The organism is Dactylosporangium sp. CA-139066 (assembly GCF_050936175.1).
Taxonomy (GTDB): Bacteria; Actinomycetota; Actinomycetes; order Mycobacteriales; family Micromonosporaceae; genus Dactylosporangium.
The window spans coordinates 2,653,031-2,672,440 of the sequence record NZ_JBNJNH010000001.1 but is presented as its reverse complement, the minus strand read 5'-3'; the positions used below and the strand labels follow the sequence as shown (position 1 = coordinate 2,672,440).

Annotated in this window: 17 protein-coding genes and 2 pseudogenes; 6 read left to right on the top strand and 13 right to left on the bottom strand. The window is 68.8% G+C overall.

Annotation, left to right across the window (positions count from 1 at the left end; translation table 11 throughout):
* Positions 1 to 97 precede the first annotated feature (97 nt).
* Positions 98 to 403: pseudogene (locus tag ACQEVU_RS12240) on the top strand (hypothetical protein); the annotation flags it as partial.
* A 297-nt stretch (positions 404 to 700) separates the two neighbouring features.
* Here the strand turns inward: ACQEVU_RS12240 and ACQEVU_RS12235 are convergent.
* From ACQEVU_RS12235 to ACQEVU_RS12220, 4 genes are read right to left on the bottom strand one after another with little or no spacing between them, the layout of a single operon-like run.
* A complete protein-coding gene (locus tag ACQEVU_RS12235) occupies positions 701 to 1,585 on the bottom strand; it encodes a nucleotidyltransferase domain-containing protein (RefSeq protein WP_433322848.1) in 885 nt (294 codons plus the stop codon).
* Positions 1,582 to 2,220 (bottom strand): hypothetical protein, encoded by a 639-nt coding sequence (locus tag ACQEVU_RS12230; protein ID WP_433322847.1) that lies wholly within the window; start codon positions 2,218 to 2,220, stop codon positions 1,582 to 1,584. The genes ACQEVU_RS12235 and ACQEVU_RS12230 overlap by 4 nt, the downstream gene beginning before the upstream one ends.
* Positions 2,220 to 4,523: a ThiF family adenylyltransferase gene (locus ACQEVU_RS12225; RefSeq protein ID WP_433322846.1), complete on the bottom strand. Its 2,304-nt coding sequence runs from the start codon at positions 4,521 to 4,523 to the stop codon at positions 2,220 to 2,222. Before ACQEVU_RS12225 ends, ACQEVU_RS12230 begins: the two co-directional genes overlap by 1 nt.
* Positions 4,520 to 5,269 carry a hypothetical protein gene (locus ACQEVU_RS12220; RefSeq protein WP_433322845.1) on the bottom strand — a complete coding sequence of 250 codons (750 nt, stop codon included), beginning with the start codon at positions 5,267 to 5,269 and terminating at the stop codon, positions 4,520 to 4,522. Before ACQEVU_RS12220 ends, ACQEVU_RS12225 begins: the two co-directional genes overlap by 4 nt.
* Positions 5,270 to 5,523: 254 nt before the next feature.
* Here ACQEVU_RS12220 and ACQEVU_RS12215 point away from each other — a divergent pair, with 254 nt between their 5' ends.
* Positions 5,524 to 6,729: a hypothetical protein gene (locus ACQEVU_RS12215; protein ID WP_433322844.1), complete on the top strand. Its 1,206-nt coding sequence runs from the start codon at positions 5,524 to 5,526 to the stop codon at positions 6,727 to 6,729.
* On the opposite strand, the gene ACQEVU_RS12210 is transcribed toward ACQEVU_RS12215, so the two are convergent.
* Both ACQEVU_RS12210 and ACQEVU_RS12205 read right to left on the bottom strand, forming a co-directional pair.
* Positions 6,708 to 6,860 carry a hypothetical protein gene (locus ACQEVU_RS12210; RefSeq protein WP_433322843.1) on the bottom strand — a complete coding sequence of 51 codons (153 nt, stop codon included), beginning with the start codon at positions 6,858 to 6,860 and terminating at the stop codon, positions 6,708 to 6,710. The genes ACQEVU_RS12215 and ACQEVU_RS12210 overlap by 22 nt on opposite strands.
* Positions 6,861 to 7,336: 476 nt before the next feature.
* Positions 7,337 to 7,879, bottom strand: a pseudogene (locus ACQEVU_RS12205) (transposase); the annotation flags it as partial.
* A gap of 821 nt (positions 7,880 to 8,700) precedes the next feature.
* On the opposite strand from ACQEVU_RS12205, the gene ACQEVU_RS12200 reads away from it, so the two are divergent.
* Positions 8,701 to 10,044, top strand: coding sequence for a hypothetical protein (locus tag ACQEVU_RS12200; RefSeq protein WP_433322842.1), 1,344 nt, complete (start codon positions 8,701 to 8,703; stop codon positions 10,042 to 10,044).
* A 240-nt stretch (positions 10,045 to 10,284) separates the two neighbouring features.
* A complete protein-coding gene (locus ACQEVU_RS12195) occupies positions 10,285 to 11,199 on the top strand; it encodes an IS5 family transposase (protein ID WP_433322841.1) in 915 nt (304 codons plus the stop codon).
* 164 nt (positions 11,200 to 11,363) lie between these two features.
* Here the strand turns inward: ACQEVU_RS12195 and ACQEVU_RS12190 are convergent, their stop codons facing one another.
* From ACQEVU_RS12190 to ACQEVU_RS12165, 6 genes are all read right to left on the bottom strand, one after another.
* The gene (locus tag ACQEVU_RS12190; protein ID WP_433334906.1) at positions 11,364 to 12,026 is read right to left on the bottom strand and encodes a response regulator transcription factor; all 663 of its coding nucleotides are present in this window, start codon (positions 12,024 to 12,026) and stop codon (positions 11,364 to 11,366) included.
* A gap of 118 nt (positions 12,027 to 12,144) precedes the next feature.
* Positions 12,145 to 12,864 carry a hypothetical protein gene (locus tag ACQEVU_RS12185; protein ID WP_433322840.1) on the bottom strand — a complete coding sequence of 240 codons (720 nt, stop codon included), beginning with the start codon at positions 12,862 to 12,864 and terminating at the stop codon, positions 12,145 to 12,147.
* A gap of 76 nt (positions 12,865 to 12,940) precedes the next feature.
* Positions 12,941 to 13,462 carry an RNA polymerase sigma factor gene (locus tag ACQEVU_RS12180; RefSeq protein ID WP_433322839.1) on the bottom strand — a complete coding sequence of 174 codons (522 nt, stop codon included), beginning with the start codon at positions 13,460 to 13,462 and terminating at the stop codon, positions 12,941 to 12,943.
* Positions 13,459 to 13,728: a hypothetical protein gene (locus ACQEVU_RS12175; RefSeq protein WP_433322838.1), complete on the bottom strand. Its 270-nt coding sequence runs from the start codon at positions 13,726 to 13,728 to the stop codon at positions 13,459 to 13,461. Before ACQEVU_RS12175 ends, ACQEVU_RS12180 begins: the two co-directional genes overlap by 4 nt.
* Before the next feature lie 282 nt (positions 13,729 to 14,010).
* Complete coding sequence (locus ACQEVU_RS12170) at positions 14,011 to 14,289, bottom strand: ATP-binding protein (RefSeq protein ID WP_433322837.1); 279 nt, start codon at positions 14,287 to 14,289, stop codon at positions 14,011 to 14,013.
* A 1,215-nt stretch (positions 14,290 to 15,504) separates the two neighbouring features.
* Positions 15,505 to 16,383 (bottom strand): PIN domain-containing protein, encoded by an 879-nt coding sequence (locus ACQEVU_RS12165; RefSeq protein ID WP_433334904.1) that lies wholly within the window; start codon positions 16,381 to 16,383, stop codon positions 15,505 to 15,507.
* 165 nt (positions 16,384 to 16,548) lie between these two features.
* Here ACQEVU_RS12165 and ACQEVU_RS12160 point away from each other — a divergent pair, with 165 nt between their 5' ends.
* Positions 16,549 to 17,964 (top strand): IS1380 family transposase, encoded by a 1,416-nt coding sequence (locus ACQEVU_RS12160; protein ID WP_433322836.1) that lies wholly within the window; start codon positions 16,549 to 16,551, stop codon positions 17,962 to 17,964.
* Positions 17,965 to 18,058: 94 nt separating this feature from the next.
* On the opposite strand, the gene ACQEVU_RS12155 is transcribed toward ACQEVU_RS12160, so the two are convergent.
* Positions 18,059 to 18,388 carry a hypothetical protein gene (locus ACQEVU_RS12155; protein WP_433322835.1) on the bottom strand — a complete coding sequence of 110 codons (330 nt, stop codon included), beginning with the start codon at positions 18,386 to 18,388 and terminating at the stop codon, positions 18,059 to 18,061.
* Between the two features lie 406 nt (positions 18,389 to 18,794).
* On the opposite strand from ACQEVU_RS12155, the gene ACQEVU_RS12150 reads away from it, so the two are divergent.
* The gene (locus tag ACQEVU_RS12150; protein WP_433322834.1) at positions 18,795 to 19,280 is read left to right on the top strand and encodes a hypothetical protein; all 486 of its coding nucleotides are present in this window, start codon (positions 18,795 to 18,797) and stop codon (positions 19,278 to 19,280) included.
* Positions 19,281 to 19,410 lie beyond the last annotated feature (130 nt).

Below are 19,410 nucleotides of genomic sequence, written 5' to 3'. Positions count from 1 at the left end.
GTCTGGCCGCCCCCGCGGCGTCTGGTACGCCAGCGAGCGCACCCTGTCGATCCACAGCATCACCACGCCGCGGCGCGAGCTGTTCTACTGGGCCACCGTGCTGGCCACCTTCGCGCTCGGCACCGCCGCCGGCGACCTGACCGCCACCACCTTCGGCTGGGGGTACCTGCTCTCCGGCATCATCTTCGCCGCCGCGATCGCGGTGCCGGCGATCGCCTTCCGCACCGCCACCCTCAACGCCGTGGCCGCGTTCTGGACGGCCTACGTCATCACCCGCCCGCTCGGCGCCTCCTTCGCGGACTGGATGGGCGTCTCGCACGAGCGCGGCGGCCTGGGGTGGGGCACCGGCCCGGTGACGGAGGCGTGGGCGCTGCTCGTCGTCGCGCTGGTCGCCTACCTGGCGATCACCCGAGTGACGCCGACCCCGCGGACCGCTGAGCCTCGGGCGACGGCGCGGGCCGGCGGTGCCGCACCCGACCCGCGCCGGCGGGGCCGTCGAAGTGAGTTCTCTTGCCAAGAGAACTTCTGTAGTGCAACCACCGTCCTGCTGCTCGGCATGCTCGGATTCGACCTCGCCCAGCAGGCCGTGACGCGCCGCAGCACGAGATCGCCCACCTCAAGCGCCTCATCTGCCACGTCGAGGACCACGAATCGGCCGACCGGGCATAGCCGGCCCGTCGCGGTCGGCAGTACCGGAACGCTACTGCCGCGGAAGGTCGCCGATGAGCTGATGGACGAGCTCGCGCGCGGTCGCGGTCCGCCACTCGCCGCGCCCAGTGCCGAACAGGTTCACGAGCTCGTTCTGGCACCGGAACTCGCCCAGCTTCGGCAGGTGCTCGCGCAGCCAGCGCAGGCAGGCCGGATACGCCTCGCGCAGCGGCTGCCGGAACACCCTGTCGTCGATATTGTAGACGAGGCACTCGACGAAGTACGACGGTGACGCGTCGACGAGGTCCTGATCGCAGCGCAGCCGGGCGTTCTTGAAGATCCGCACCATCGGCTTGAACCGGCGATCGGTGGCGGCGTCCTTGCGACGGCCGTTGCGCAGGTGCTGCTTCGGGAAGTTGATGATCGGGTTTCCGGCCCGGTCGCGGAAGAAGATGCCCTCGTCGTAGACCTCCGGGCCGTTGGCCGGGAAGCCCGAGTAGTCGCGGTACTCGACGGCGGGGACGATGTCCGCCGGTATCCGCAGCGCCGAGTCGAAGTGCCGGATGTCGATGCACTTGTTGGCCTCGTGCACGAAGAACGACTCGCGCAACCGCGCGAGGACGTCCGCGCGGAACTGTGGCCAACCGTACTCCGTGTTGCCATACCGCTCCCAGAAGCGCTTCTCGTCGTCGACGCCGAGGCGATCGATGCGCTCCTCGAACGGCAGCTGCATCTGGACGACCAGGTCGACGTCGCTGTGGCCGCTGATGTTCGTCTCGTTGGCGTAGGAGCCCTGGAGGTACATCTCGAACTCGCACCGGTCCCGAAGCACCGGCGCGTCGGCGAGCGCCTCGCGCAGCACGGTGCTCGTCCATTCCGGCAGGAAGGACGGCGGCCGCACCGACCAGGTCTCGATATCGCGTCGCGTGACCGTCACGATGACACCCTTTCGTCGAACGACAGCGTTCCGTACGTTCCGCGGTGCCGATCGTTCTGGTAGTCGCCGTCCAACGTGCCGTCGGCGCGCAGCAGCAGGCGCGCAACCCCCTCATGGGCGTGCATCGCGAGCGGCACGGCGCGCTGCGACGGTGGCGGCGACGGCTGTGCGGACGCATCCGGGGGCACGTGCCTGGGCCAGTTGGCGTACACGTACTGCAGGCCGCGGTCCCGGCCGGGCCGGCCGCACAGCATCGCCACGTGCGACATCGAACCCGACAGCTCGGTCTGCAGCTCCACCAACAGGCGCGACGAGGTCTGATGAATGGTCAGGTGCGCGGGAAAGGTCATCCCGCCCTCGTGGCTACTGTGCACCGACCCGTTCCAGGAGCCGCCGTAGTCCGGGATGCCGCTGAGCGTCTGCCCGCCGACCCGCACCCGCCACAACACCCGGTCGTACCACTTCCAGAGCAGGCCGTACATGCCGACGACGGCCGGCGTGTCGAGCCACCACGGCGGCGACACCCGGATGGCGTGCAGCCCGGAGCCCAGCGCCCAGGCCAGCAGGATCGCCACGACGGCCAGCAGCAGGTACGCCGAGCGGGTCCGGCTCGCGTCGTGCGAGTACGGATGCATCACGGCTGCCGGTGGGGGCCGGGGAAGTACAGCTGCGTGTGGATCTGCGGTGGCTCGCCGCTGTCGACCCATCGGCCCAGACGCCCGGGCCCGCCGCCGAGAATCATCAGCAGCACCGGTACGCCGTCCCCAGCCATCGCCTTCATCGCGTCATCGTCCAGACCGCTCGGCGACGGCTCGTGGCTGGGGTGGGTGTGCCAGGCGCCGATGTAGGCCACCATCCCCCGGGTGATCTGCCGGCGGCGCTGCGCCCAGCCGCGGGCCTGCTCGGTGTCCAGTTGGAGCGCCTCGGCCGAGGCGAGGCTGCCCGGCGGCGGCCCGTCCGCCTCCGTCACCCAGACGACCCGGCTCGCCTGGTCGATCTGGCCGAGCAGCATGCCGCCCGTCTCCACGAGCGGGCCGGCCCGCTCGGCCATGCGCCGCACCTCGCGCCGGATCGACGCCAGGGCCCCCGGGTCGATCCGGATCTCGTACTGCAGCACGGCGTCGTCCTGCACCCGATCGCCGGGCCAGCTGCGCCGCTGCCGGGTCGGGAGCTCAGCACCGGCCGTCGACGATCGCACGACGCTCGCCCAGCGCTGCGGGAACGCGTCGGGGCCCGCCTGCTCGGCGAACGTCAGCAGTCCCAGCGCCTCGTTGAGCAGCTGTCCGGCGAACCCGGCCAGATCCGCGGCCGATCCGACGTAGGTCGGATCCGAACATCCCGGCTCCGGCTGGAACACGTTGCCCCGCGGGTCGTCGGGGAAGAAGTCGTCGAGCACGTCGTACAGCTCCGCGTCCACGCTCGCGGTGATCGCCAGGCGCCGCAGGATGTCGACCCCGGCGCCCGTCGAACCCGCCAGCGCGAGCGTGGCCACGGCGCGCTCGCAGTCGTGGCCGACCATCATGGACAGCAGCACCGGGTGCTGCCCCCGCCCGCTGCGTCGGGCGCGTTCGAGGGCGGCGGCGACCGACTGGTTGGCCGTCGCGTCGATGACCAGGTCGACGTCCGGCATGAAGGCCCCGCCGTTGATCATGTCGATCGCGTCGCCCGGCTTCGGCAGGACGCTGACCTGCATGTTCACCTTTGCGAGCCGATCGGCGAGCACCTCGGCCTTGCTCAGGCCGATTTCGTCGTGGAAGTACGGCTGTCGCACCAGCACGCCGGGGCGCACGGCGCCGTCGTCGACGAGGTAGATCCGGCCGGCGCCGGCGCGGACGACGAACTCGGCGCTCGGCGCGCCGAGCGCACCGCAGCCGAGCACGAGCACCCGCTTGCCGGCCAGCCACCGGGCCGGGCGGGTCGTGTCACGCCTGGTCGTGACGGTCGGCCGCTGGTCGTACACGGTCAGCCAGTACACGGGGTCGGGCTCCGCGTCGGCGGCCGCGACCACGTTCATCGCCCACGCCGTGAGATGCGCGACCCGCGATCGGATCGCGTACCGCTCGGGGGCCGGGCTGCCCAGCAGCAGCACGTCCGGCGCGTCCCCGCGGCCACGCCAGGTCGCCCGGTTGAACTGGCGGGCGAAGTCGAGCCAACGCTGAATCTCCTGGCGCGACAGCCCGTGCTCGGTGATCGCGTCCAGCAGCTCGGCCCGGCGCCGCGGATACGCGAAGCCGACCGGACGGGGCAGGGCGGCGACGGGCGCCAGGAACAGCTGCCCGAGGCCCTCCTCGTCGGCGTGGTCGTTCTTGCGGGCGTACCAGTTCGCCAGCGCGGCGGCCGCGTCGAGGCTGGTATGCCATTCTCCGATCTCGTACCGCGTGCCGTACCGCTTGACGACGGCCAGGGCAAGGCCACCGCCACCGTCCGGGCTCGACTCGAGCGCCCGCGGCAGATCCGCGGTGACCGCCAGCACCTCGCCGGTCCGCCGGTAGGTCAACGGCGCGTGCCACGGCGCCTCCGGGCCCTCGATCGTGCCGCGCGCGACCGCCTCGAACCAGGTGAGCAGCTGTGCGACGAACCCGTGCATCCCACCGGCCGGATCCCAGTCGTTCGCCGCCAGGTACAGGCAGATCGTGTGGGCCCACACCACGTGCGGCAGCTGCGCGAACCGGCGGTGGGGCAGGTGTGCGTCGGGGTGCGTGAACGGGAACGGGGGCGGGATGCTGATGGTGACCGGCTCCCAGTCCTGCAACCGCACGCTGGAGCGGTCCGTCGTCTCACCGTGGCACGAGATGAAGATGTCCACCGCGAGCCGGTCGTCGGTGTCGCTCGGGTCGCGCACAGCGCCCATCCTGATGCGCCCGTCGTTGATCCGGACGATCTCCCGCAGTTCGCTCAGGGCCTCGCTCTGGCCCGCACTCAACGCGACAGGGCTCATCGCGTGCCGAAGATCGCGCGGGTCGACGGGCCGTCGACGGGGACGGCCGTGGCGACGATCGACCGTTCGAGCGGGCCTGACGCCGGCGGCCGCGGCTCCTGCTGCGGCACCAGGTGCGCGTAGTCGGGCGCGGAGTCGCCGCCGGCGAGGATGTCCTGCAGGGTCAGGCCGGACTCGGTGGCCCCGAGCGCCGGAACGAAGTCCGCCGTCAGCGTCCGCAGCAGTCGCTGCTCCGGCACGGCCGTGACACTGCCGCACACCCCGCGCAGCGTGTCGCATGCCGCGGCACCCGCCGTTGCGGCGCAGACCGTAATGCCGCTGAACCGCAACAGCTCGCCGGTCAGGGCGGCCGGGGAGGGCCCGGACGCCGAGGTCCGGCGGACCACATCGGCGGTGATCATGGCGGCGAGCGCGGGAAGGCCCCCGAGGCGGACCACGACGGTGCTCGCCTCGGCCTCGGGCACGACATTCGTCCAGACGTCGTCGAGCGCCTCGCCGACGACCCGCAGCGTCGCGCAGTGCACGGGCTGCCAGGCCTGGGCGAGCAGCCGCTCGGGCGATCCGCCCAGCAGCGCCGTGGCCGCGGGCTCCATCGCCCGCTGCCAGGCCGCGTTGATCTCCGCCGCCGCGCCGGCCACGGCCACGTGTCCGGCCGGGTCGATGACGCGCTCGGGCCGCAACACCGCGGACTTGTCCCGCCGATCCTCGCTCAAGGTCTGGACGCGGGCCGGGCCACCGCTGGGCACGGCCGGCACGATCGTGACCCGGCGAGGGCCGGACGAGCGCCCGGCCGGCGGCCGCCAACGCGGATTGCACCGGTCACAGGAGCGACCGGTCACGCCGATGACGACAGCTTCGCCGGGGTCGACCCGGACGTGGTACCTGGTGCGGCAGTTCGGACACGGCCGCGACTCCTGCGCCCCGCCGCCGGAACCTGCGCCGGCGCCGCCGGAGCCCGCGGCCGACCTCCTGTACGTCACCGTCATACGCTCATTCTGATGTGCCCGAACATGGCATCGGTCAATCGATCGCGTCCGAAGTCCGACCGGACGGACATCACGCCGCGCGGATTCGATCAATTACAATGTGCCAACCGTCAACGCGATCATCCGTCGCACCATCGAGGTCGCCGATGAGGCCCGAAGAGCCATTTCGCGATCACGGCGATCGGCGGCGCGAGATCGGCATGGATGCGTACGACGAGCGCACGGCCATGTCCGCCCAAGAGCTGCTCGACCGGGCGAGCGGCCTGCTCGGCGAGGGGCGGCACGAGGCCGCCGTGGCGCTGGTCGACGCGGTGTTGCGCTCGGCGCCGACCTCCATTCCCGCCCTCGTGCTCCATGCCCGGTGCAGCCTGCGGGCCGGTGCCGTCCGACGGGCGCGGGACACGGCTGTGGAGGCGTCCCGAATGGCGCGCGGATCGCAGCTGGCGGCGGTTCGGGAGATCCTCGCCGAATGCGATCGCGCACTATCGAACAATCGCCTCGAGGAGGCCCGGACCGCGCTGCGGGCAAAGGATCCCGAACTCGCCGCGCGCCTTCTGCGCGACATTCCGCAAAGGCAGGCCGCCGACGACTTCGCCGATTCCGTCCGGGGGTACATCGCCGGCCGGCGGCTGTCCGGCGACGCGCTCGACACCGTGCTGGAGTGGCTGCTGCGCGAGGAGCTCGACCAAGCCGACGACGCCGTGCAGCGACTGGACTTCGTTGCCGCCCGGACCGCGGTCGACCGCGCCAGGGAGCTGGACGGCCGGGGCTCACACACCGCGTACCTCGAGGCCCTCATCATCCTGCGGAGTATCCACTCCCGACCGGCCCGGTCCACGCAGGACCTGCAGACGGCCGTGGCCGAGCTTCGTCGCGCCGCCGGCCTGGCCGACCGCGCGGCCGCGTCCACCGAGTTCCGGCAGCGGGCGCTGCAGCTGCGCCGGGCCGTCGACGCGGTGCTGCGGCGGGCCGAGGCCGCAGCCTGCCGGCAGTGCGCCGACGCGCTGATCGCTCGGCACAACAGGCTCGTCGAGACCTATACGGGCCGCGCAATCAGCCCGTTCGAGGCGAGCAACGCCCGCCGGTCCTGGGCCGCGCTCGGCGCCGAAGTGGCGCGGGCCCGACGGCAGTGCCCGGCCGGCTCCGAGGAGGGCCGCCGCCTCGCGGACCTTGCGGCGGCGATCGACAACGTGCAGCGTCAGCTGCGCGGCAACGTCTGAGCGCCGCCCCGGTCCAGGTTCTGGCCGACCTGGAGGGTCACGGCGGCGAGCAGCGCCTGGTCCGCGGTCACGCACAGGCCGACGACGTCGCCCGGGGAGTGGAAGGTGGAAGGCGGCGAATGCGCCCGCACCGGCGGACACCGCCATGCCGGCGCCGGTCACCAGCAGCGCGCCGCGCAGCCGGCCGGTGCTCGGCGCGGCGCAGCCGGGCAGGACCCGGGCGACCAGCGTGCAGGCGCGCAGCGCGGCGTAGGCCAGAGTCGACCAGTAGGAGAAGACCAAGGCGGCGGCCAGGGCACCGCTCGGGCGGTCGACCAGGCCGCTGGCGAGCGCCACCATCGCCGCGACCAGCGCGGCGAGTGCGGCCGTGGTGCGGGCCGTCACGGCGGTCAGGGTCCGCAACGCGCGCCAGGTCGGCGGCGGCAGCGGCGCGGCCAGCAGGGCGCCGGCGGCCAGCGGCGCGAGGGCCAGCGCGGTCTAGTAGTGCTTCGTTAGGTTCGTCGATGGTTGTTACGGCGTAACGGTTTCAGCTTTCGGCGGCAGGTGGGGCATGCGCCGGTCCAGGTCGCGAGCAGCTGTTGCAGGTCGCGGATGACCTTGTAGAGGGTCAGGCCGGCGCATCCGCTTTTGGGTCGAGTCGCAGCATGGTGATGAACAGGTGCGCGGCGGTGACGAGGGTGACGTGGCGGTGCCAGCCGGTCCATGAGCGGCTTTCGAAGTGGTCCAGGCCGAGTCCGGTCTTGAGTTCGCGGTAGTCGTGTTCGATCCGCCAGCGGATCTTCGCGTACCGGATCAGGTCGGTGGCCGGAGTGTCGGCGGGCTGGCTGGACAGCCAGTAGGTGACGGGTTCGGGTTCGGTGTCGGGCCGTTCGGCGATCAGCCACCGTTCGGGCAGGCTGGCGTCGGGGTCGCGGGGGATGCGGTGCTCGGCCGGGCGGACGCACAGGAAGACGAACTGTGAGCTGGGGATGCCTTTGCTGCCTTCACGCCACGAGACGGTGATCGCCGCGTCGCGGCCGGCAGCGGCGATGTGCTCGGCGAGGCTGACCGCGTCGTCGGGGTATGCCGGTGTCGCGGACGACGGCGGGCGGCCCTGGCCGGACCAGATCCGGGTGGCGGGTACCGCGTCGGCGGTGTGGGCGAGGGCGTCGGCCTCGCGGTCGTCGGCATCGCCGGATTGCTGACGCGGCGCGAACCGCTTGCTCCTATTCGCGTGGCGGCACCGGCCAGCAACCGTCGATGATCACGACGTCGGTATCGGCGCTAGTCACGGCCATTTCCCATGCTCTGGAGGACCCGCCCCGGAACGGGACCTGCGCACTTCATCCCGGCAACGCCTCTGACCTGCTGAACTGCCTCCGCCACAAGGTGCGCTCGGGGCGCGTTTCGGCTGCAGAAGATGGATCGCACCTGCGCCAAGCAGAGTGCCGTCCGGCGGCGATCGTAGGCGTGTCAGCTCGTTGCCCTTGAAGCAACGACGAGCACCCGTACCCCCTCAGCCCACGCCATCGCACAGCACCGGACCACAACCGGCACCACGTATGACGCCAGAACTTCCCGGCACCGGCAAGCGTCGGGACAACTGAGGCATAACGGTTGTCAACGGTCAGGACTAGTCGTGCTGTGCAGAGTTGCAAGGTCTAGTTGGCCATGGCGGCAGAAGCCAGTTGGCCATCGCGCTCAAGCGCGCCGCGGAAGGTGAGCAACCCCGGGACCTTGGTGCCGGCTGGTCGGCGAGAGCGCCGGAGGGCGGCGGACGCGACGAGGAGCAGCCTGCTCGCGTTGGGCACGTGCAGCCGGCTCGTCTGGTTCTGCCGCCCGGTGACAGGATGTAGGACAAGGAGGCGGCAGGCGACAGGCCGACGCAATTGGCTGGACTGTCGACGATGCGGTGCGCATGCTGAACTCCGCCCAGATCGCAGTCCCCGGCCGGCAGGGACGAAAACCGCACACGTCAGAAGGGCCACTGCGGTGCCCACACCGCTCGATGAGCTGTCCACCGCGCAGATCAACGCGATCCAGACCCACCCCCTGCATCAGCAGGGGTTCCGCACCATCATCACGCTTATCCGGCAGCTGCGCACATGCGAGTCCCAGGCCGATCTCTACGACTTTCAGCAGGTGCTGCTCGACGAGTTGCTGACGATCGAGGAACACCGGCTCAAGTGCCGGCGGGTGGTCAAGCGCCTGGAGCGTGGTCGCAGCGTACCCGCTGACGCCGTCGCGCTGGTCGGGACCGGCGATCCGCAGCAGTTGGCGACCTGGCAACTCGAACATGACGTGTGCGTGCGGGTCAGTCGACAGCTGCGATGCGTGGGCGATGCCCTGGCCTGGCAGGCGTTCGACTACCAGCGCAACTTCGTGCTCGTGCTGTCACGCAACCAGCCCCCGGGTCCGATGGCCGGCAAAGCCGGCCTCCTCGCCGAGCGCGAGTTCCTGACCCGCACCTGGCGCGACGATGGCCACTTCGCGATCATGCACGACCTGACCTCGTGCCTGCGGATCGGTGACGCATCGGTGTTCATGCCCGGGTTCGTCCGGCTGGAGGAGATCAAGACCAACAACGAACACCACACCGCCACGCAGAAGCACCGCATCCGCACGGCCGGCGAGGCCCTGCGCAGCGCTGCGCCGATGCCAACCGGTCAGGTCCCGGTCAAGATCGACGTGCCGTACCGCACACACCTCGACGTCCTGCGCGAGGTCCTGGACCTTGCCCATCAGCGCGGTCTGCAGCGCGCCCAGGTCCCCGGCGGCCGAGCGCTGGTAGCGGGCAACCTGTTCACCGCCCCCAGTCGGTGGCCGGAGGAGGAGTTCGGCCGCCGCTTCAGCGCGGCCATGCAGACGGCGAAGCGGCAGGCGCGGATCGTCAACGGGCACGAGATCACCCTGAAGAGCGTCGACCAGGTCGGTCGGTCACCAGTCGCGCCGCCGTGGGCGATCTACCCGCTGTCACCCGAGATGTGTGCCAGCCTCATCGTTGACGCGGCCTTCTTCTACGTGAGCATGTCCTCGACGCGCGTCCTCGACGCACTGGCCGGACACGGGCTGCGCGCTGAGTGGCTGCAACCGTTGGACGAGGACACGGACCCGACGGCACCTCTGCTGCAGATCGACCGAGTGATCAGCCGCCGCCCCGGCGTGACCAACGTCGGCCGGGTGAGCATGAACTTCGTGGAGCTCAACCGACTGCTGCTAGAACTGGTCGACCTGGACACGTGGGCCAAGCACATCGACATCATGCTCGCCCGCACCGACCTGGCTGGCGTGTCACCGTGGCCGTACTTCGTGGACGAGTGGAAGGTCTGGGTGTAGGCAAGCTGCCGCTCGCCGGGTCGGCCAGCGCGCCGCCGGGTCCGTCCACATCCCGAACTCGCCCACGGGCAGCACACCAGATTGATCGGAGCACGCGTTGCCAACTATCCGTTGCAATGGCCATCTAGCCCGTGTTTCGTAACGGGTCGATGTTGCGGCGTGGCGGTGATCGATAACTGAAGAGGTCTCCGGTAGGTGGTTTAGCGACCAAGCAAAACCGAATACCAGACCGGAGACCTCGTGCCGAGCGTAGCGGCAGCGAGGCGTCATGACCTGACTGACGCGCAGTGGGCTTTGCTGGAGCCGTTGCTGCCTGCGCCGTGCGGTCGTGGGCGTCCGCGGAGATGGGCCAGCAGGGATGTGGTGGACGGGATCCGGTGGCGGGTCCGGACCGGGGTGCCGTGGCGGGATGTGCTGCCGGTGTATGCGCCGTGGCAGACGTTGTATCGGTGGTTTCGGCGCTGGCAGCGAGATGGGACCTGGGCTCGGGTCCTGGCGGCGTTGCAGGCCGTCGGCGACGCGGCCGGGAGTATCGAGTGGACAGTGAGTGTCGATTCCACGGTGAGTCGGGCGCACCAACATGCGGCGGGTGCCCGTCACGGCGGTCACCTGCAGCAGGAGCCGCCGGGTGGGGTGCAGGACGAGCCGGCGGATCACGGGCTCGGGCGTTCGCGGGGCGGGTTCACCACGAAGACGCACCTGGCCTGTGAGCAGGGTCGTAAGACCCTCGCGGTGGTCATCACGGCTGGGCAGCGGGGTGACAGCCCGCAGTTCGTCCCGGTGCTGGAACGGATCAAGGTGCGCCGGGCCGGTGGTGGCCGGCCACGGACCCGTCCGGACCTGATCCTGGCGGACAAGGCGTACACGAGCAGACGCAACCGTGGATACGCCCGCCAGCGCGGCATCAGGGTGTGCATCCCGAGCAAGGCCGACCAGGATGCGCACCGCAAAGCCAAAGGGTCCAAAGGCGGGCGTCCGCCCGCCTTCGACCCAATCGTCTACCGGCTGCGTCACGCCGTCGAGTGCGGTATCAACCAGCTCAAACAGCATCGAGCCATGGCCACCCGCTACGACAAACTCGCCGTTCGCTTCGAAGCCACGGTCGTCATTGCAGCCATCACCCAATGGCTCCGCGCCTTACGAAACACGGGCTAGAGCTGGCAGTCACAACAGTGGATGTGGCTTTGCGTGATAGTTGGCGAAGTAGAGCACCGAGGTTGGCGGCGATAGCTAATTCCGGTTGTCACCCGTCGCGGCCCATCGCGAGGTGCGAATCCGCCTGCCAGCGGATTCGCACCTCGCGATGGCTGACCACGCCGTCAGAACGCGGGTGCGTCGGGCGCCTCCAGCAACCCCAGCCGCAAGGCAGTCATGAGCGCCTGTGCTCGGTTCGCTGCGCCTAGCTTTTCGTACAATTTGTTCATATGCGCCTTGGCCGTCGACTCGGAGACGAACAGTTGCTTGGCGATGCCTGCGACGCTCATGCCGTCGGCGAGGAGGCGCAGTACCTGGCCCTCACGCGGAGAGAGTTGAGGGCCGCTCGGGGCCAGCCGGCGTTTCATTGCCTCAGCCAGGTCGGCGGCGGTGAAGGCGCTGGGGGCGGATGCCGCGTGCCGGGCGGCGGCTACCACCTCGTCGGCGGGCGCCGTCTTCGGGACGAACGCGCTTGCGCCTGCCTCGAGGGAACCGAAGAGCTGGTCGTCGCCGGCGTACATGGTCAATATGACGATGCCCATCGAGTTGCTTGTCTTGCGTAGTGCCCGGGTCGCCTCCAGCCCACTACCGTCGGGCAGACGCAAGTCCATGATCACAACGTCGGGCTGAAGTGAGCCCGCTTGACGGATGCTTTCAGCTGCGGTTGCTGCCTCGCCGACCACTTCGAACTGGCGATCCCGCTCGAAAGCATGCCGCAGGCCTCGACGGATCAGATCGTGGTCGTCGACCAGCAGCACTTTGGTTCGCGATTGTGGTGTCGCCGTCATTGGCTCCAGCCGCTGAACGACCCGGCTGACGTCCTGGTGGTTTGCGCGGCTGCGCAGTCCAGCCGCGCCCACGCCCCCGATGCTCGATCGGGATAGCAGGGCGTCGATGTCGACCACTTCAGCTCCTCTCCAGGCTTCGGCGCCGTTTCGCTGGGGTGCGGTTGCCCGGCCCAGGGCGGCGATCATCTCCGCGCAGCAGCTCCGCGATTTCCGCCTCGTCGTAACCGGCCAGCTTCAGCAGGGTGGTCTTGCGTTCCCGCGGATTGGCGATCGCACTGGCAGCTCGGTAATCGGCTCGACTAAGCGAGTCGGCCCGTCCAGGCGCTCGGGCGCCTTCGGGTGAGGCAAACGCGGCAGGAGCCGGTTCAGCCCGTCGATCGATCTCCCGTGTGGCCAGGACCTGGGGGAAGTTGAAGCACAGTAGCTCGGCGAAGTAGTCGGCAAGCGTGACGTGTTCGTTCGCGCGCCAGCCGCTTGCCTTGAGGGCACGCGTACGGAACTGCTCGACCGAGCGGCGGACGGTGTCACCAGCGAGAAGGTATCTATCTTCCGACCCGACCATTTCTGGCAGATTGACAATCTTGCCGACTCGGCCGCAGCGTTCGACGATCTCGCCGCAGATTAGCCAGCCTTCCATAAGCCCGAGTCCGTACGCCCCGAGCGCGGCGCTAACCTTCGCCCACTCAGTACCGCGCAGCTCGGAGTTGGTGAGAACCTGGAAGATCTCGACATCGGCGCGCCAGCGGGCGAGCGCCTCGTCCGGCTTCATCTCGCTGTCGGCCGCTGGGTCCGCCAACGACGCCGCCCGGATGTAAACGTCGGCCAGGCCGGCCCGCACGTCAAACCCCTGCGTGGCCGCTGCGATGACCCCGTCGTTCGCCCTCCTGAGGGCCTGCTCGACGGGAGTCTGAGGCCTAGGCATTGTCGCCTCCGTTTCCCCGGCGGAACTCCTCGAGCGCCTTCGCGAGCCGAGCCTTCGCTCGCGACCACATCGCGCTCGTGTTTTCCGGCGTCATGCCCAACTCCCGTGCCGTCTCTGCATTGCTGAACCCGGCGAGCCGCCACGCCACCACCTGACGCTGTCGCGCTGAGAGCGCCGCGATAGCGGCTGTGAACCGGTCGTCTGTGTAGATTGACGCTGCGCCGCCCTCGTCGCCGTCTTCGGCTTCGTCAGGCGGCGGATTGGCATCGAGTGCCTTCTGCTCAGTGGCGGCTCGACGCCGGCGGTGGCCCAGTTCGCGGCTCGCGGTTTTTCTGATCCAGGCGGTCGGCGTGTCGACCCGGTGCCAGCAACGGTAGAGGTGAGCGAACGCGTCCTGGGCCACGTCCTGAGCGTCCGGTGGCGAAGCGCCGAGATAGCGCAGGAAGGCCACGACGGACCCCCACTCCTTCTCGTAGAAAGCCTCGAACTCCGGTAAACCGTCATGCTGGCTCACCGGCGCTCCGGTGTGAGGTCAGCGACGGCGGCGCCGCGGGCGACGTCACCTGACGCCCTGATCACCGTAAGTTGCCCGTTGGGTGCATACCGGATGACGGTAAGCCCGTCCGCGGCGTGCTGGACGATGGTGGCACTCGCATCTGCTCGCGTCCGTTCCACAGCGGCCTGCGCACGGTGGCGCTCACGGATACGTAGGTAATTCAGAAGACCGCCGATGATCGGCAGCGCGACCGTGGCCGCTGTGCCGACGACCATGACATTCACGATCTCTCCCCTCGACCGCATGACGTTGTCGAGACCTAGAGGGTGAACGATCCCGTGATCCGACGCACCGAGACCAAATCGTCACTCGACCGGGTGGTCAATACCCGGCACAGCGCCCAAATCGCGCCGCGTGTCGTCTCTGGGCGCAAGTGCCCGGAGGCTGCTCAGGTTCGCCAAGCCAGGTGCAGATCTCCGTCAACTACCGCGCAAAGTCACAGTGGATGCGACTTTGCGCGGTAGTTGACGGAGATTTCTGCACGTTCCTTGGCGGCGATGGGGCGGCTATCGATCGCCAGCGAGCTCGTTGACGAGTTTGGTGGCCAGGACGTAGCGGACCCGGTAGCCGGCCATAGCGGCTTCGGCGCCGAGCGCGATGAGCAGGTGGAACTTGCCGGTGCCGGAGTCGCCGATGAGGCAAAGCGGCATGCCCTTCTTGACCCAGTCGCAGGTGGCGAGTGTGTGGATGACGGCGGGGCCGACGTGTGGGTTGGCGTCGAAGTGGAACGCGCGCAGGCTCCTTGTCGCGGGGGAAGGCTGCTGCCTTGATTCGGCGGGCGTCATCGGCAGCGTCCCACGCGTCGACCATGGCGTTGATGGAGCGCGTTCGTGATCGGGTGCGCGCTCACGCAATCGTCGTGGGCTGGGTCAGCCAGCGTCCATGCCTCACACGGTGGCAGGGCGGTCGCCGGCAGCCAGGCTGACGTTGTTGCCGAAGAAGCTGGCAGGACACCTGTAGGTGGACTGCCAGGTCGCCGTCGAGGTAGGCGAGGTAGTCGGCGAGCCCGGTCGCGGTTGCTCATTCGTCGGCACGATCCGAGACGATCCACCGGCGCTGTTTCCGTCATGATCCAGTCGCGCACCCGCCCACAGTGGCGCCACCATTCGCGCACAAGACTCGCCGTCCAGTGGCTGCCACCCGTCGCATGCCCAGCCAGCCCACCGGTCCTCCTGCGCGACGACGACAGCACCCAACTCCTCGATAGCCTCCACGCCACCGGCTTCGAGCCCGTCCGCATCGCCGATGCCGACGGGCTCCAACCACTTGCTACCGTTCGCGTGGCGGCACCGGCCAGCAACCGTCGATGATCACGACGTCGGTATCGGCGCTAGTGACGGCCGTTTCCCATGCTCTGGGGGACCCGCCCCCGGAACGGGACCTGCGCACTTCATCCCGGCAACGCCTCCGACCTGCTGATTCACCTCCGCCACAAGGTGCGTTTGGGGGCGCGTTTCGGCTGCAGAAGATGGATCGCACCTGCGCCAAGCAGAGTGCCGTCCAGCGGCGATCGTATGCGTGTCAGCTCGTTGCCCTTGAAGCAACGACGAGCACCCGTCCCCCTCAGCCCAAGCCCTCGCACAGCACCGGAACCAAAACCGGCACCCACGTATGACGCCAGAACTTCCCGGAAACCGGCCAGCGTCGGGACAACCGAGGCATCACGGTCAGCACCGAACTGGCGCGGCGCCCGCGGATCTCGTGCGCCCGGCTGCCGCTGCGAAGCCGGCACATCCCTTGATCAGGTGCGCAAGATGCCGATGAGCGGAAGTCTGGGAAACAGGACGGGGGGAGCCAGACGATGCGAACCTGTCGGCAACCGAGGTCTGGGTCTTGGTTTGGTTCAAGTCGGCCGGCTTGGGGAGGTTCCGGCGGTCGGCCGGTCCCGGGTCTGAGTGTGGTATCCGTCGGGCGGCCACGGAGTTGGCGGCTCGGCCGATGAGCGTTCCCTTCCGTGGCCTTGGGGTCGCTGCGCCAGAGGCGATCTGTCAGATGGCGTCCTACCACGGGTGGTCCTCGACGACCAAGGGTTGCGCGCCCTCAAACTCGCACTCATCTACGACGTCCATGCCCTGCTCCAGGCGAATCTGGAAGGTAAGTCGCGCGTTCGCTGTGGTGCCGACGTGAGCCACGTGGTCGTTCCAGTCCCACTCAAGGACGTAGATGTCGTCTTCCTCCTCGCGGTGGCCGATGTCGCTCTTGTACGCGAACCCGTCGAGGGTGATCTCGGCATCGATCTCGGCCAGGATGAGAAGCGTCGTGTCCTGGTAAGTCTCGTAGATCTGCCACATCAGCGTCGATTCGTCGGGCTCTACCGTATCGATCGAAAGACTTTCAAGCTCACTAGGAATGCCCAGCTTCGTGAAGTCGAGGCCTGACGTTGTGGCGTTGCCGGTCTCGACATCCTCGCCAGTGAGCCGTTCCAGTGCATGGATGACGGCGTTCTTGACGACCTGGTCGACCGACAGTGGCTCTGCGTCCTCGCTGCGGTTACGCGCGCCCAGCTCAAGGAATGCACTTAGCTGCTCGGCGGTCCTTGTAAGTCCAGCCACCATCGGCGCGAACGTGCCATGCTTCAGAAGTTGTTCGAGATCCGCTACCCGTGTCAGCTCTCCAGCGGCACTCTTGACTTCGGCACACAGCTCAGGCGCGAGCGCACCGGTTTCGTCGCAGTAGTCGGTGGAGTTTTTGGTGACCAGGAAGATCTTGTCGCCTCCTTCTGACCTCATCACAACCCGCTTGGCGGTCTCCCAGACGAGGGTGTCACGGAAGCCCTTTCCGTTGTCGGTGAAGGGTTTCTTACGGGCTAGGTCGCGCTGAAGAACAGTCTCGATGTCGACATGGTCCGGGACTGGCTCGATCTGTACGCCTAGTGAAATTAGCTTTTCGCGTGTCTTCTTTTCGAAGGTGGCCTTGTCTGGCCTAGCCCGGATCGTTCATGAAGGCGGCCGGGGTTCATGAACGAAAATGGGGAGGGTGCCTTCCATCTGGGAGGATCTGGCTTGTCGAAGGCTTGATCGTCCGTCACGGAAGGCACCCGCTGAGTGCAGGCTACCGGAACACGTCCGAAGATCGTTGTGAGTGCCGACGGGCGGGGTGTGGTCGGTCATGCCGGCGCCCGGCTCGTGGCTGATGTGGCTGAGGTGACCGGGCTGACCGCTCGGTTCGGTGAGGTCCTCGCGGTGTTGCGGCAGCGTCGGGGCGGGCACGATCCGGGCCGGGTCGCGGTGGATCTGGCGGTCATGCTCGCCGACGGCGGTGAGGCCATCGCCGATCTGGCGGTGCTGCGGGACCAGGCCCAGGTGTTCGGGCCGGTCGCCTCCGACCCGACCGCATGGCGACTGCTGTCCAAACTGGACGGTCAGCTCCTGGACGGGCTGGCCCAGGCCCGAGCCCAGGCGCGAGAGATCGCGTGGGCGCAACGTATCGAGACCCACGGCGGCCTGCCGCAGACGATGGCCGCGGGATCGGCGGTGCCGGGCCTGGTCCTCGATCTGGATGCCACGATCGTGCTCTGCCACTCCGACAAGGAGTCCGCGACCCCGACGTGGAAGTCCACATTCGGATATCACCCGTTGCTGTGTTTCCTGGACAACACCCGTGAAGCCCTCGCGGGGATGCTGCGGGAAGGCCGGGCCGGGTCGAACACCACCGCCGACCACATCACCGTCCTGGACGAGGCCATCACGCAGATCCCCGACGCGCACCGGCACGGCACCCCGATCCTGATCCGGTCGGACTCCGCCGGCTGCACCCACGGCCTGCTCGCCCACATCCGCAGCCTGCGCGAACACGGTCTGGACACCCGATTCTCCGTCGGCGTCGCGATCACCGAACCGATCCGCCAGGCCATCCTGACCGCCAAACAGCACAGCCAGTGGGTGCCCGCCGTCGACACCGACGGCGAACCCCGCGATGGTGCCCAGGTCTGCGAGCTGACCGGACTGGTCCCGGATGACGGCTACCCGCCCCGGACCCGGTTCATCGTGCGCCGTGAACGGCCGCACCCCGGCGCCCAACTGTCGCTGTTCGACACCATCGAGGGCATGCGCCACCAGGTCATGGCCACCGACACACCAACCGGCGACCCGACCAACGGCCCGATCCAGTACCTCGAAGCCCGCCACCGCGCTCACGCCCGCGTCGAAGACCGCATCCGCACCGGCAAAGACACCGGCCTCGGCCGGTTCCCGTCCCGCGCCTTCGCGATCAACCAGGCCTGGCTGCAACTCGCGCTGATCGGCATCGACCTCCTCTCATGGACCCAGATGCTGCTCCTGGACGGCGAACTCGCCGCCGCAGAACCCAAGAAGCTGCGCTACCGGCTCCTGCACGTCGCCGCACGACTCACCCGCACCGCCCGCCGAACCCGCCTCCGCATCGCCGAAACCTGGCCCTGGGCAACCGAACTCGCCACCGCGTTCGCCCGCCTCGCCGCACTGCCCCAACCGATCACCTGAACCCCGCGCCACAACCCGACGAGCCACACGGAGCACCCCGGACAAGGGCCGGGCCGTCACCGTGCCTCGCGCAAACAGACAACCTCACCGAAGATCAACTCACTGCGGAACAACCTTGATCAACAGTTAGCGAAAGACCGGGGCTAGCGGTCACCGGTGTGCTGTCGACCAGGCTGCTTCCGTCGATGCCGATCTCGGTGAGCCTCTCGCGGGACTTCTTGATACCGTCGATCTTCCCGTTCGCGGTCTCGATGACCTTCAAGGCTTCGGCCTCCCAGTGGCGAGCCGTCTCTCGGAGGACCACCTCAGGCAGCACCACCTGGATCCTCGAGCCGTCGCACAAGGTGAGCAGTTGCGTCCACGAAGTGGACTTCATCATGACGTCGACGAACGTCGCGGTCGTGTCGACGATGACCGTGATCAAATTCTGCCTCCTGTTGCCGCCTCCCGCACGATAGCGTCCCAACGCCGACGGCTCGCGCTCTTCGGAGCCGGACGCGGTCGCTGGTGAACGTAGCTCTCAGGCAGGTACCGGATCTCACGCGTTGGTGCGCGATGCCGGCGAGTGTTCGTGACTGCGACTCCGGCGACTGATCCGTGCGTTACCGTCTGGGAGACGGTTATAAGTCAGATCGAGCCTGCCTCGCTCGTTCAACCGACGCGCGCAGTGTTTCCATCAGAGTCCCGGCATCCGATCGCGCCTCGAGCAGCGGAGGCAACTGGTTAGAATCCCCCACGAAGATCCATGAGATGTAAGGTTCTCCGCTTTCGCTCCAGTGAATGACAGGCTCCGGTCGGCGACCACTTGCTCCACCGACGACAAAGCCCCAGTGAACAGCCTCGCGGACGACTCGCTCGATCGCGTTGCGACGCCGGCGTTCGGAATCGGCTGCGCCGGCCCCCAGTCGCGCCGCGCCGACCGCTCGGCGGTCGTGCGCCGGGTCGGCGAGCGCTACCGCGCCATCCTGGCCGAGTTCCGCTACCCGAAGCTCGCCGACGCGTACCTCGCCGAGGACCTCACGCCCTATGTCCGCGGCGAGTCGTACCTGACCGCCTCCTCGGGCGGGCGCACCCTCATCGCCCTGGCCTGGCAGCTCGCCATGTTCGAGACCGCCTGGGAGTCCCGCTCCTCCCACCCCGGGTTCCTGCTGCTGGAAAGCCCGCAGAAGAACCTCGGGGCGCTCGGCGACCTCGAGGACGGGCAGACGATCGAGCGCGTCTACTGGCACATCGAGGCGTGGCTGGCCGGCCGGGCCTGTGCGCCCAGATCGTCGTCGCGGACAACGCGCCCCCGCCGACCGCGGCCGACGACGTGATCGTGCGCTACTCGCGCCGCGCCGACCAGCCCCCTTACGGCCTCATCGACGACGACTTCTGAGGCCCCGGCCCGTTTGGCTGCTCCAGCCCACGGCCGACGACGGCGCCGGACTCCGGACCGGCGCCCGC

What these genes read in the sequence shown, in the direction of transcription:
- ACQEVU_RS12230 (WP_433322847.1), bottom strand. Translation starts at nt 2,220, where the DNA reads ATGCATCCGTACTCGCACGACGCGAGCCGGACCCGCTCGGCGTACCTG.
- ACQEVU_RS12225 (WP_433322846.1), bottom strand. Translation starts at nt 4,523, where the DNA reads ATGAGCCCTGTCGCGTTGAGTGCGGGCCAGAGCGAGGCCCTGAGCGAA.
- ACQEVU_RS12190 (WP_433334906.1), bottom strand. Translation starts at nt 12,026, where the DNA reads ATGACGGCGACACCACAATCGCGAACCAAAGTGCTGCTGGTCGACGAC.
- ACQEVU_RS12170 (WP_433322837.1), bottom strand. Translation starts at nt 14,289, where the DNA reads ATGACGCCCGCCGAATCAAGGCAGCAGCCTTCCCCCGCGACAAGGAGC.